General features: G+C 41.0%; 7 protein-coding genes, 21 tRNA genes and 1 rRNA gene. 2 read left to right on the forward strand and 27 right to left on the reverse strand.

The annotated features are described in order from the left end of the window. Positions 1-32: 32 nt before the first annotated feature. The 5 genes from LC455_RS27360 to glgB all read right to left on the reverse strand — a co-directional run bounded on the left by LC455_RS27360 (position 33) and on the right by glgB (position 8,005). Positions 33-2,426: a glycogen/starch/alpha-glucan phosphorylase gene (locus LC455_RS27360; RefSeq protein WP_223595796.1), complete on the reverse strand. Its 2,394-nt coding sequence runs from the start codon at positions 2,424-2,426 to the stop codon at positions 33-35. Further along, entirely contained in the window at positions 2,416-3,867 is a 1,452-nt protein-coding gene (gene glgA / locus LC455_RS27365; RefSeq protein ID WP_223595798.1) for a glycogen synthase GlgA, read from the reverse strand. Before glgA ends, LC455_RS27360 begins: the two co-directional genes overlap by 11 nt. After that, on the reverse strand, positions 3,864-4,895 hold the full coding sequence (locus LC455_RS27370; RefSeq protein WP_223595800.1) for a sugar phosphate nucleotidyltransferase: 1,032 nt from the start codon (positions 4,893-4,895) through the stop codon (positions 3,864-3,866). Before LC455_RS27370 ends, glgA begins: the two co-directional genes overlap by 4 nt. Positions 4,896-4,968: 73 nt before the next feature. After that, positions 4,969-6,114 (reverse strand): glucose-1-phosphate adenylyltransferase, encoded by a 1,146-nt coding sequence (locus LC455_RS27375; protein ID WP_223595802.1) that lies wholly within the window; start codon positions 6,112-6,114, stop codon positions 4,969-4,971. Continuing rightward, positions 6,056-8,005, reverse strand: coding sequence for a 1,4-alpha-glucan branching protein GlgB (gene glgB, locus LC455_RS27380; RefSeq protein WP_223595803.1), 1,950 nt, complete (start codon positions 8,003-8,005; stop codon positions 6,056-6,058). Before glgB ends, LC455_RS27375 begins: the two co-directional genes overlap by 59 nt. A gap of 472 nt (positions 8,006-8,477) precedes the next feature. On the opposite strand from glgB, the gene LC455_RS31810 reads away from it, so the two are divergent. Further along, positions 8,478-8,753, forward strand: a complete 276-nt coding sequence (locus tag LC455_RS31810) for a nuclease-related domain-containing protein (protein ID WP_317851488.1) — start codon at positions 8,478-8,480, stop codon at positions 8,751-8,753. Next, complete coding sequence (locus LC455_RS31815) at positions 8,656-9,153, forward strand: nuclease-related domain-containing protein (protein ID WP_317851487.1); 498 nt, start codon at positions 8,656-8,658, stop codon at positions 9,151-9,153. Before LC455_RS31810 ends, LC455_RS31815 begins: the two co-directional genes overlap by 98 nt. A gap of 1,015 nt (positions 9,154-10,168) precedes the next feature. On the opposite strand, the gene LC455_RS27390 is transcribed toward LC455_RS31815, so the two are convergent. From LC455_RS27390 to rrf, 22 genes are all read right to left on the reverse strand, one after another. Beyond that, positions 10,169-10,240: transfer RNA gene (locus LC455_RS27390), tRNA-Glu, on the reverse strand. Positions 10,241-10,256: 16 nt separating this feature from the next. After that, positions 10,257-10,347 (reverse strand) — tRNA-Ser (locus LC455_RS27395). A gap of 3 nt (positions 10,348-10,350) precedes the next feature. Next, positions 10,351-10,425: transfer RNA gene (locus LC455_RS27400), tRNA-Asn, on the reverse strand. A gap of 35 nt (positions 10,426-10,460) precedes the next feature. Beyond that, positions 10,461-10,537, reverse strand: a tRNA-Ile gene (locus tag LC455_RS27405). A 4-nt stretch (positions 10,538-10,541) separates the two neighbouring features. Continuing rightward, positions 10,542-10,615, reverse strand: a tRNA-Gly gene (locus tag LC455_RS27410). A 6-nt stretch (positions 10,616-10,621) separates the two neighbouring features. Further along, a tRNA-His gene (locus tag LC455_RS27415) sits at positions 10,622-10,697 on the reverse strand. 30 nt (positions 10,698-10,727) lie between these two features. Further along, positions 10,728-10,803: transfer RNA gene (locus tag LC455_RS27420), tRNA-Phe, on the reverse strand. A 13-nt stretch (positions 10,804-10,816) separates the two neighbouring features. After that, positions 10,817-10,893: transfer RNA gene (locus LC455_RS27425), tRNA-Asp, on the reverse strand. A gap of 3 nt (positions 10,894-10,896) precedes the next feature. Then, a tRNA-Met gene (locus LC455_RS27430) sits at positions 10,897-10,970 on the reverse strand. A gap of 31 nt (positions 10,971-11,001) precedes the next feature. Further along, positions 11,002-11,094 (reverse strand) — tRNA-Ser (locus LC455_RS27435). A 17-nt stretch (positions 11,095-11,111) separates the two neighbouring features. Beyond that, positions 11,112-11,188, reverse strand: a tRNA-Ile gene (locus LC455_RS27440). A 28-nt stretch (positions 11,189-11,216) separates the two neighbouring features. After that, positions 11,217-11,293, reverse strand: a tRNA-Met gene (locus LC455_RS27445). Between the two features lie 16 nt (positions 11,294-11,309). Then, positions 11,310-11,385 (reverse strand) — tRNA-Ala (locus tag LC455_RS27450). Between the two features lie 20 nt (positions 11,386-11,405). Then, positions 11,406-11,482, reverse strand: a tRNA-Pro gene (locus LC455_RS27455). 9 nt (positions 11,483-11,491) lie between these two features. Further along, positions 11,492-11,568, reverse strand: a tRNA-Arg gene (locus LC455_RS27460). A 37-nt stretch (positions 11,569-11,605) separates the two neighbouring features. Next, positions 11,606-11,694, reverse strand: a tRNA-Leu gene (locus LC455_RS27465). A 5-nt stretch (positions 11,695-11,699) separates the two neighbouring features. Further along, positions 11,700-11,774, reverse strand: a tRNA-Gly gene (locus tag LC455_RS27470). A gap of 35 nt (positions 11,775-11,809) precedes the next feature. Further along, positions 11,810-11,894 (reverse strand) — tRNA-Leu (locus LC455_RS27475). Positions 11,895-11,908: 14 nt separating this feature from the next. Then, positions 11,909-11,984, reverse strand: a tRNA-Lys gene (locus LC455_RS27480). Positions 11,985-11,996: 12 nt separating this feature from the next. After that, positions 11,997-12,072: transfer RNA gene (locus LC455_RS27485), tRNA-Thr, on the reverse strand. Between the two features lie 38 nt (positions 12,073-12,110). Further along, a tRNA-Val gene (locus LC455_RS27490) sits at positions 12,111-12,186 on the reverse strand. 8 nt (positions 12,187-12,194) lie between these two features. Beyond that, a 5S ribosomal RNA gene (rrf, locus tag LC455_RS27495) occupies positions 12,195-12,311 on the reverse strand. Positions 12,312-12,318: the final 7 nt, after the last annotated feature.

Consider the following 12,318-nt stretch of genomic DNA (forward strand, 5'->3'; position numbering starts at 1 on the left):
AGAGGCTTCTGCACACGAGCAGAAGCCTTTTCTTATAATGATTTAATTTTCCAAATTTCGTTTGCATATTCTTTGATGGTCCTGTCACTGGAAAAATAACCTGCACGAGCAATATTGGTTAAACTCATTTTTTGCCAATGCAGCTGATCTTGATAGGCTTCCCCTATTTTTCGCTGAATGTCTGCATAGGAGGCAAAATCCTTTAAGACGAAATATTGGTCATTTTCTTCAAGAAGAGAATCAAAAATGGGCTCGAATTCATTATGAACATCAGGGAAGAATCCATTCACTAATTGATCGACCGCCTGGCGAATACGATAATCGTGATGATAATATTCAAGGGATTGATACCCGCCATGTTGATAGTAATGGAGAACCTCGTCTGCTGTAAGACCAAACGTAAAGATATTATCCCCGCCCACCAGCTCTTGAATTTCAATATTAGCTCCATCTAAGGTTCCTACTGTCAGTGCTCCATTGATCATAAATTTCATATTTCCTGTTCCTGATGCCTCTTTACTCGCAGTCGAAATCTGTTCACTTACATCCGCTGCAGGAAAGATTTTTTCGGCAAGGGAAACTCGATAATTCTCAAGGAAAATGACTTTGAGTTTATCTCCAATCTTTGGATCATGATTAACCTTATCCGCGACGGCATTAATTAATTTGATAATCTTTTTTGCATAGTAATAACCCGGTGAAGCTTTGGCGCCAAAAATAAACACTCTTGGGGTAATCGTAAAGCTCGAATCCTCTTTAATTCGGTTGTAAAGATGCATGATGTGCAATACATTCAGAAGCTGACGCTTATAGGCGTGCAGGCGTTTGACCTGAACATCAAAAATCGCTGCTGAATCAACAGTAACCCCAGTTTTTTCAAAAATAACATCTGCCAGCCTTTGTTTATTTTCATTTTTAATTTTTTGCAGCTGGTCTAAAAATGGTTGGTCATTTTGATATTTAAGTAATTTAGCAAGGTCTTCTGCAGTATAAGTCCAAGAGGAACCTATTGATTCTGTAATCAAAGCCGATAATTTTGGATTTGCTTTTAACAGCCATCGCCGGTAGGCAATTCCATTCGTTTTATTGTTAAACTTCTCAGGAAACAGTTGATAAAATTGATTCATTTCCCGCTTCTTTAAAATTTCTGTATGCAGCTTTGCCACACCATTTACACTAAAGCTACCTACAATGGCTAAATGGGCCATTTTCACGTAATCATCAGCTAATATAGCAAGACTTCTGATCCGTTCCCAATCACCTGGGGTCTGCTCCCAAAGCCCCTGGCAAAAGCGTTCATTAATTTCTTCCACAATCATATATATCCTTGGCAGCAAGGGGCGGAAAATATGAATAGGCCACTTCTCTAATGCTTCTGACAAGGTTGTATGATTTGTGTAAGAGATGGTATTTTTCGTAATATGCCATGCCTGCTCCCAATCCATGCCCTCTTCATCAATTAAAATCCTCATTAACTCAGGAATCGCTAGTACTGGGTGTGTATCATTAATATGAATACAAACATCTTCATGAAGCCTATGTAAACTTCCATGTTGTTTTCGATACGCTTTCAGAATGGACTGGAGACTTGCCGAAACTAAAAAATATTGCTGCTTGAGCCTTAAAATTTTCCCATCATCATGGGTATCATCTGGATATAAAAACTCCGAAATCATTTCTGTTTCCCGTTTGTATTTTAAAATATCATCATGAAACGGAAATTGTGCTGGCTCAGCATTCCATAGCCTTAATGTGTTAACGGTATTTGATTTATACCCGATTACAGGCATGTCATGAGGAACAGCGGTTACCGTCTCAGCATTCAAATGTTGAAACACGTGACGCCCATTTTCCATCCTTACTTCGACCTTACCCCAAAAAGGAATCTTAACCGCCAAATCAGCCTTGCGGATTTCCCATACATTGCCGCTCCGCAGCCATTGTTCTGGCAGTTCGACTTGGTAGCCATCCACAATTTTCTGTTCAAAAAGGCCATGTTTGTACCGTATACCGTGGCCGTGTCCAGGCAAATTTAGCGACGCAAGCGAATCTAAAAAGCAGGCGGCTAATCTTCCTAAACCGCCATTCCCTAAGCCTGCGTCTGCTTCTAATTCTTCGAGCCCGCTCAAATCAATCCCCAATTGCTGAAGGCCATCCTGAACGATTTCCTCAATCCCAAGGTTAATTAAATTCTGCCTTAGCAATTTTCCTAATAAATACTCAATCGAAAGGTAATAAACCTGCTTGCCCTTTGCCGCATGATAACGTTCGTTGGTGGAAATCCAATCATTGCTGACAAATTCGCGGATCATATTTCCGAGTGTTTGGTATTGATCTCTCGCTGTACTTTCCGAGAAACTTTTTCCACATACCATTTCAAGTCTATTTAAAAAGGATTCTTTAAACTCAGACGTATTAGAAAACATGGGTTTCACTCCTAGTGATAAGCTCTGCATAGAGCTGGTTATAACTAAATGCTGATTGGGCCCAGCTATAATCCATTTCCATCGCCTGTTTAACAAGGGATTCCCAAGTTTCACGATCATGGTAAAAGCTTAAGGCTCTTCTAATCGTGTAGAGCATGTCATGGGCATTGAAATTGCTGAAGGAAAAGCCATTTCCTTCCCCGGTGACTTCATTCCAGGATTTTACGGTATCGTTTAACCCTCCTGTCTCCCGAACAATCGGAATTGCCCCGTATTTCATTGCAATCAACTGTCCCAGTCCACAAGGTTCAAACAGGGATGGCATTAGGAATAAGTCTGCCGCAGCATAAAGCTTATGTGCGAGTCCTTCATCAAAGCCAGTATGAACCTTTAATTTCTCTGGGTAGACACGTGCAGCCTGCCTTAAATGTTCCTCATTATCATAGTCACCGGTTCCAAGAATTATAACCTGAATATCCTCTTGCAGAATTTCTCTAAGGACACATTTGATAAGATCCAGCCCTTTTTGTTTAGTTAACCTAGAAATCATGACCATCAAAGGGGTATTTACAGATTGTGATAAGCCGAATAGCTTTTGAATCTCCCTTTTATTAATTACCTTTTTTTCAGGATTATTTACTGTATAGGTTTGAAAAATTAAAGGGTCAATTGATGGATTATAGAAGTCATCATCAATTCCATTTAAAATCCCCAAAAGGTCTTCATTTCGAGCTTTCAAAAGACCTTCCAGTTTTTCACCATAGGTTGCAGTTTGAATTTCACTTTTATAGGTTGGGCTAACTGTTGTAATGGTATCGGCTGCAACGAGTGCACCCTTCATAAAGTTGACATTCCCGAAAAACTCTAAGTGATCTGGATGGAAGGATTGATAATCCATTCCAAGCAAATCTCCCAAAACTTCCTTTGGAAAGATTCCTTGGAATTGCAGGTTATGAATTGTAAACACAGTTCGGATTAGACCATAACCTTTTCTTTTGTAATATTCCGATCTCAAAAGATAAGGAATCATTGCAGTATGCCAATCATGGCAGTGAAGGACATCAGGGAAAAAATTAAGCTCTGCAATTGCTTCAAGGACAGCGCGATTGAAATAAGCAAATCGTTCACCATCGTCATAATACCCATAAAGACCTTCTCTTTTAAAATAGTATTCATTATCGACAAAATAGAAGGTTACGCCTTGATGGGTGAGCTCCTCTATACCGCAATATTGATTTCTCCAGCCGACCTGAACAGTGAATTCCTTTACTTTTTTCATTTCATTCTTATAATCATCAGAAATGGTTCCGTATTTAGGGAGAATAACCCTAACATCCGTTCCCAGACTTTTTAACTCTTTTGGAAGGGATCCTGCAACATCTGCAAGACCTCCCGATTTAGCAAATGGTCCACATTCAGACACGGCAAATAATACTTTCACGAGTTCATCAACGCTCCTTGTTTCATCCCTTTACGTACTACAAATGGAGAACGGGCACTTCCGGTTAAATGAGTACCAGCTTCTATTTTTACATCTTTATCTAAAATAACGGAATCTAAATAGCAGTTATCTTCAATTTGACATTTCTGCATGATAATGCTGTTTTTAATGACTGCACCCTTCCCAATTTTAACACCACGGGAGATAATACTGTTTTCCACTGTTCCACTGATTACACACCCGTTTGCAATCATTGCATTTTTTACAAAGGATCCTTTAACGTATTTCGTAGGCGGCTCATCCTTAACCTTCGTAAAAATCGGGCTGTCTTTCAAAAATAATTGCTTCCAGACATCTGTCTTAAGTAAATTCATGCTAGTCGAAAAATAGTTTTCAATTGAATCTATCATGACGGCATAGCCGTTGTAATCATAGTGGCAGACTGTGTACTGATGATCGAAATCTTGAACAACGTCTCTCATACAGGTGTAACCCGTCTCGTTTCTCGTTTCTAGCAATTTTATTAAGAGCGAGGTTTTAATTAAATACATTTCCATTGAACTGCCATTTTCATGATGGATTTCGGTAATATCACAGGAAGAATGGCGATGCCAATCAAGAATTGGTCTAAAGTCCATATTAAAAACCGTATAGCAATTGGAGATGATCGCATATTCTTGCGTGCTTCGCTTAAAAAAGTCCATATTGGCCGCAAAATGTTCAAACGACCCTATTTTATTTCCGTCATTATCAACAATCGGTGATGGGAAGAAGAAAAGTCCATCACGTTTTCGGTTCAAATCCCAATTTTTCCCCGACCCTAAGTGATCCATTAAGGAGCGATATTGCATTTTTGGAAAAATAGCCACACTTCGAATACCGGAATTGACCATATTCGAAAGTACAAAATCAATGATGCGATACCGGCCTGCAAACGGCAGTGCTGCCAGTGAACGGTGCGTTAATAAATCTTCCAAATCCTCATGGTATGTGGTGGCATCAATGACGCCTAATAGCTTTCTTTTCACGACTCTAGTCCCTCCTGATTTCTAATAAGAATTGCTGATTCTCTCCTGGCACCACTGTGATTGTTCTAGTTCATTAATATGCAGGGTATAACCCGCTAAGCATTTCTTGGGTCACTAGTATAATTTCATCATCGAAGGAACGAATGACAGTCCCGTCCGGCACTTGCACATCACAAGGAACAATCGCCTTTTCAATCAGGCAGTTATTTCCAATGACCGCATCTGGCATAATAACAGATTCTTTAATGGAAGAGCCTTTTCCAACTGTTACCCCTTGGAAAAGAACCGATTTATCTATTTCCCCTTCAATCGTACATCCTTCGTTAATGAGCGACTCTTTTACAATCGCATCCTGTGAAATATATTGAGGCGGTTGATTTGGATTAACAGAATAAATTCTCCAATCATGATCAAATAAGTCTAAATCGCATTCTTCGTTTAATAGATCCATATTTGCTTCCCAAAGGCTTTGAACTGTTCCAACGTCCTTCCAATAGCCTTTAAACGGATAAGCATAAAGCTTCTTGTTTTCTTCTAAAAGAAGCGGAATGACATCCTTACCAAAATCATGGCTGGAATCTGGATTCCGAGCATCCATTTCTAAATATTCTTTCAGTATATTCCAGCTAAAAATATAAATGCCCATCGATGCTAAATTATTTTTGGGCTCACTTGGTTTTTCCTCAAATTCTACGATTCTCATATCCTCGTTCGTATTCATAATTCCGAACCGGCTCGCTTCTGCCCATGGAACTTCAATCAAGGAAATCGAGACATCTGCCCTTTTTTCAATATGGTATTCAAGCATGCTTTCATAGTTCATTTTGTAAATATGATCGCCTGAGAGAATTAATACATAATCCGGCTGGTATTGCTTCAGGTAATTCAGATTTTGATAAATTGCACTTGCTGTTCCTGTATACCACTTCACTTCGGAAGACTCAGCGTAAGGTGGTAAAACAGTTACCCCCCCATCCTTTCGGTCAAGATCCCAGGCACTGCCAATCCCAATATATGAATTTAACAAAAGCGGCTGATATTGAGTTAAAACGCCAACTGTATCAATGCCAGAATTTGCGCAATTACTTAAAGTAAAATCAATGATTCGGTATTTCCCTCCAAATGGTACAGCAGGTTTCGCTAAATCCTTTGTCAGCGAATTAAGTCTGCTTCCTTTTCCCCCTGCCAACAGCATGGCTACGCACTTTTTCTTTGCCATTTCCTTTTCTCTCCTTTCGTTTTTTAACCGGTCTGATAATATGAATACCAAATGGTGCAATTTTTAAGTTGATGGAATATGGTTTACCATGAAACGGTTCCTCTAACGACATGATTGTCTTTTTATTAATCAATCCGGCTCCGCCATATTCTTGTTGATCACTATTTAAAATTTCCCGGTACTCTCCTAGATGATTAACACCAATCTTATAAGCCGGGTAGCTGACACCAGTAAAGTTACAAATAATGACTAAATGATCTTCTTCTTTCTCTCCTTTTCGAATGAAGGAAAAAATCGATTGATCACTGTTATTAACATCAATCCATTCAAAACCATCATGCGAATGATCCAGCTCATATAGCGGTTTCGAACGCTTATAAACCTTCGTCAATACTTTTACATATGAGTTTAAATTGCGGTGCATATCATATTCCAATAAGTTCCAATCTTGTTGTTCTTTATCCTTCCACTCAGCAAACTGCCCTAGTTCAAATCCCATAAATAATAATTTCTTTCCTGGGTGGGCAAACATAAAGCCGAGTAAAAGCCTTAGCTGGGCAAATTTTTCCCAGTATTCACCCGGCATCTTATCCAAGAGCGACTTTTTGCCATGAACCACTTCATCATGTGAAAACGGGAGCATAAAGTTTTCTTGAAAAGCATATAAAAGTGAAAAAGTCACTTTGGAATGCACCTTTGACCGTGAATAGGGCGGAGTTTCCATATATTCAAGCATGTCATTCATCCAGCCCATATTCCATTTATAATCAAATCCCAAGCCGCCGAAGCTGACTGGGGCAGTAACATTAGGGAAATCCGTAGAGTCCTCACCGATCATTAAAAAATGCGGATCATATTCGTGGACTTCTTGATTTAATTTTTTTAAAAAGTTAATTCCAAAGGGATTTTCACGTTTTTCACTCGTACCATTCGGCCAATAAATGATATTGGCGACTGCATCCATACGAAAACCGTCAATATGGAAATAATCCATCCAAAACATGGCGTTTGAAATGAGGAAGCTTTGCACCTCACCTTTTCCGAGGTCAAAGTTGGCGGTTCCCCATACCGCATTTTCCCTGTCACCCTCATAATGGTAGGAATAAATATGTGTACCGTCAAAACGATATAAACCGTGGGCATCCTTGCAATAATGACCTGGAACCCAATCCAGGATGACACCAATACCATTCTGATGGCACTGGTCTACAAAATAGCGGAATTCATCGGGTGTTCCATATCTGGAGGTAACCGAAAAGTACCCTGTTCCTTGGTAGCCCCACGAGGCATCGAGAGGGTGTTCAACGAGGGGTAGAATTTCTATATGTGTAAAGCCATGTTCGATTACATAAGGTATAAGCTCTGAAGCAAGTTCCTTATAGGTAAGGAAATCACCGTTGGGTTTTTTCCTCCAAGAACCTAAGTGAACTTCATAGATGACGGCAGGTTCGGATAACAACTTTCGGGTTGCTCTCCGATTCATCCATTGATTATCCTGCCATTGATAATTGTTTAAGGAATAAACGATAGAAGCAGTGTTCGGTCGCAATTCAGAATAAAAGGCAAATGGATCAGCTTTAAGCAGCGTTTCACCATATTGTGTTAAGATTTCATACTTATAAACACTTCCTTCGAGGTCTTGATTAATGATGATAATCCAAACCCCTTCGTCATTTACCTTTTGCAGATCATACCCTTCACCATTCCAGTTATTAAAATCCCCCGTGAGCCTTACTTGCGTGGCGTTCGGGGCCCATACGCAAAATCGTGTATAAACTTTATCGGAATTCTTCAAGATATGAGCGCCAAAAAGCTGATGACTTTGAAAAAAATTTCCCTCGTGAAATAAGTGCAGCTGATAATCAGTCGGAAACAATGTATTCACTGTCATGGCTCTCCTCATCCCCATTGAAAATATGTATTTCAAAAACCAATTATAAGTGCAAATGAATAATATTCCTCGTAAAACTTTTTTATCTTTTCTGACAATAACCCCTAATTGCTGTCATGATACTACTTTTTTCGACAGTATTCGACAGAAAACAACGATTTATCTTTCGGTATTCGACAAAAAAATATAAAGTTTTTTTGTGAAAAGAAGCAAAAATTATTATTTATTTTTCAAAAATTGGATAATCCCTTGTGCTAGTACAATCTTGAATTTGTAAGCGTTGTCACTGTTTTCTGTTATATATAAGAGGTGCATATTGCTATTCTGAAATAATAATACCGTTTCAGTTAGCGTGAAATTATCCTAAAATAAAATTTCAAATGTTAACAAAAAATTCACACTTTTCTTTTTACTGTAACGGATTTTTTATTATGATGTAGTTAGAGTTCTTACCAAAGAGAGGACGTATGATATGGCATTTAAAGGCCGTGTGGAGTCAGATGAATTAAAGAGGCTTAGAATATTAAACATACGAATGGAATTATCAGAGCAAGAAAAAAGGCATCTCTTCAACCTAGAAAAAGGATATGAAGGTGAAGTAAATTTTGATTTATTAACCGAAAAGCTTCAAAATGAGTGCTATGTTTTAAATGATTTGCTGCTTAAGAGTAACAATACAAGTTTCCAGATTGATACTACAATCATTTATCAGGAACCAATTTATCTTATTAGATGTGAAAAACCATAAAGGTGACTTTATTTATAAAACTGATAGATTGGAATCGTTATCCGGCAGGGTATATCCGAATCCATTGGATCAGTTGAACAGAAGTTCCACATTGTTTCGCCAGCTCATGCAGAAATCTGGATATAATTTTCCCGTTGAGTCTTTCGCTGTTTTTGTTGACCCCGAGTTTACTTTATACCAAGCTCCTCAAAATCTGCCTTTCATTTTTCCTACACAGCTGAATCAGTTCATGAAAAAATTAAATAAGCTTCCGTCAAAACTTAACAATCGGCATAGGATGCTAGCTGAAAAACTAGTCTCTTTGCATCAAACGAAACACCTTATTCAATACACCCAGTTTATGACTACAATCAATGCCGAAAAGGTTTTATTTGTGCAGGTTGCAGATCGTTTGAACTAGCAATTTCAGCAGATAATAGGTGCTTAGTTTGTATTGGATGCGGATATGACGAAAGGATTGAGTCTGCCATCCTACGTAGTGTTGAGGAAATTAAGCTATTGTTTCCAAATTTAAAGATTACTACAAATATTGTTCATGATTGGTGTGGCGGGGTTGGGTCTAAAAAGAGAATTAATAGGGTACTGCAGAGAAACTTTACGGTAACAGGATATGGGAAATGGACTTATTACGAATAATCTCTCTTTTTCTGAGTCCCGGGTGTAATAAACAGTATAACGGGCCCGGATGTGCCTTTTTGGCCTTCCTGTATTCTCTATGGAAGGTTATTGAGGACTTCGCAGATTTACTTTGCAAGTACCGTGTCTTTTATCGGGGGTATTACAGACTCGGCTGCACTTCTTTGCTAGTGCCGTATCCTCTATGAGGGTTATTGCAGACTCAGTGGCATCTTTTTAGCTTTACCGGGTCTTCTATCGGGGGTATTGCAGACTCGACTGCACATCTTTTCAACTCCCGTGTCCTCTATGAAGGTTATTGCAGATTCAGCGGCACTTTTTTTGCCACTGCCGTGTCCTCTATATCATTTTAAAAACAGTGCCCTATCCTTTTCTGAGTCCCGGGTGTAATAAAACAGTATAACGGACTCGGATGTGCCTTTTTGGCCTTGCTGTGCCCTCAATGGAAGGTTATTGCGGACACAGCAGGTTTACTTTGCCAGTACCGTGTCCTCTATCGGGGGTATTGCAGACTCAGTGGCATCTTTTTAGCTTAACCAGGTCTTCTATCGGGGGTATTGCAGACTCGACTGCACATCTTTTCCAGTCCTGTGTCCTCTATGAGGGTTATTGCAGATTCAGCAGCACTTTTTTGCATTGCCGTGTCTTCTATATCATTTTAAAAACAGTGTCCTATCTTAAAATTAACATTAAAAAAGACTATTCTTTTTCATCCATTATACATTTTAAAATCTTTAATACAAAAAAACTGATGACAATATATCATCAGTTTTTTTGTATGACCCCTACGGGATTCGAACCCGTGTTACCGCCGTGAAAGGGCGGTGTCTTAACCGCTTGACCAAGGGGCCGATTATTTAATTTATATGGCAGAGAAGAAGGGATTCGAACCCTCGCGCCGGTTACCCGACCTACTCCCTTAGCAGGGGAGCCCCTTGAGCCACTTGGGTACTTCTCTATATGGCTCCGCAGGTAGGACTCGAACCTACGACCGATCGGTTAACAGCCGATAGCTCTACCACTGAGCTACTGCGGAATAATGTTTAGTTACTTTGCTATCACTAAAAACTCTGGTGGGCCTAAATGGACTCGAACCATCGACCTCACGCTTATCAGGCGTGCGCTCTAACCAGCTGAGCTATAGGCCCATTTTGGAGCGGGTGATGAGAATCGAACTCACAACATCAGCTTGGAAGGCTGAGGTTTTACCACTAAACTACACCCGCATTTGATGGGGCGGCTGAAGGGAATCGAACCCTCGAATGTCGGAACCACAATCCGATGCGTTAACCACTTCGCCACAGCCGCCATAGAAAGCTATTAAATTTTTATAATAAATGGTGGCTCAGGACGGAATCGAACCGCCGACACAAGGATTTTCAGTCCTTTGCTCTACCGACTGAGCTACTGAGCCATTTCCATTTAAATGGCGGTCTGGACGGGACTCGAACCCGCGACCTCCTGCGTGACAGGCAGGCATTCTAACCAACTGAACTACCAGACCGAATTGCGGAGGCAGGATTTGAACCTGCGACCTTCGGGTTATGAGCCCGACGAGCTACCAGACTGCTCCACCCCGCGACGGTAAAATTTATTTAATTCAAAAATAATATGGCGGAGGAAGAGGGATTCGAACCCCCGCGCGGTTTAACCCGCCTGTCGGTTTTCAAGACCGATCCCTTCAGCCGGACTTGGGTATTCCTCCATATTATACAAAATTACTGGTGGACCTTGTAGGACTCGAACCTACGACCGGACGGTTATGAGCCGTCTGCTCTAACCAGCTGAGCTAAAGGTCCAATTTAAAAGTTCTAAAATAATAATATTTGGTAGCGGCGGAGGGGATCGAACCCCCGACCTTACGGGTATGAACCGTACGCTCTAGCCAGCTGAGCTACACCGCCAAATATATTATTGATATGGTGGAGCCTAGCGGGATCGAACCGCTGACCTCCTGCGTGCAAAGCAGGCGCTCTCCCAGCTGAGCTAAGGCCCCAAAATTAATTAAGAAGTCAATGGTCGGGAAGACAGGATTCGAACCTGCGACCCCTTGGTCCCAAACCAAGTGCTCTACCAAGCTGAGCTACTTCCCGTATTTTAAATGGCGCGCCCGAAAGGAGTCGAACCCATAACCTTCTGATCCGTAGTCAGACGCTCTATCCAATTGAGCTACGGGCGCATTATATTCAATGTTATTTTGTTATTGTAAAAAACATTGGTGCCGAGGACCGGAATCGAACCGGTACGGTAGTCACCTACCGCAGGATTTTAAGTCCTGTGCGTCTGCCAGTTCCGCCACCCCGGCAATCATGGAGCGGAAGACGGGATTCGAACCCGCGACCCCCACCTTGGCAAGGTGGTGTTCTACCACTGAACTACTTCCGCATTATGGCAAGTTATTTTACTATCTCGAAAAATTTTGGTGCGGGTGAAGGGAGTCGAACCCCCACGCCTTGCGGCGCCAGATCCTAAGTCTGGTGCGTCTGCCAATTCCGCCACACCCGCATATTCATTTTAAATGGTGAGCCATGAAGGACTCGAACCTTCGACCCTCTGATTAAAAGTCAGATGCTCTACCGACTGAGCTAATGGCTCATACTAAAAAAGTGGTGCCGGCTAGAGGACTTGAACCCCCAACCTACTGATTACAAGTCAGTTGCTCTACCAATTGAGCTAAACCGGCGAATAATGATGATTATTTTCGCTATCGCGAAAAAATTATGGTGGAGGATGACGGGATCGAACCGCCGACCCTCTGCTTGTAAGGCAGATGCTCTCCCAGCTGAGCTAATCCTCCAAATAACAGCCTGGCAACGTCCTACTCTCACAGGGGCGCGTGCCCCAACTACCATCGGCGCTGAGAAGCTTAACTTCCGTGTTCGGTATGGGAACGGGTGTGACCTTCTCGCCATTATTACCAGACTATTTA

The organism is Neobacillus bataviensis (assembly GCF_019969725.1).

Bases quoted from the DNA above. Each gene is read 5' to 3' on its own strand.
- LC455_RS27360 (WP_223595796.1), bottom strand. From the start codon at position 2,426: ATGTTTTCTAATACGTCTGAGTTTAAAGAATCCTTTTTAAATAGACTT.
- LC455_RS27375 (WP_223595802.1), bottom strand. From the start codon at position 6,114: ATGGCAAAGAAAAAGTGCGTAGCCATGCTGTTGGCAGGGGGAAAAGGA.
- glgB (WP_223595803.1), bottom strand. From the start codon at position 8,005: ATGACAGTGAATACATTGTTTCCGACTGATTATCAGCTGCACTTATTT.
- LC455_RS31810 (WP_317851488.1), top strand. From the start codon at position 8,478: ATGGCATTTAAAGGCCGTGTGGAGTCAGATGAATTAAAGAGGCTTAGA.
- LC455_RS31815 (WP_317851487.1), top strand. From the start codon at position 8,656: ATGATTTGCTGCTTAAGAGTAACAATACAAGTTTCCAGATTGATACTA.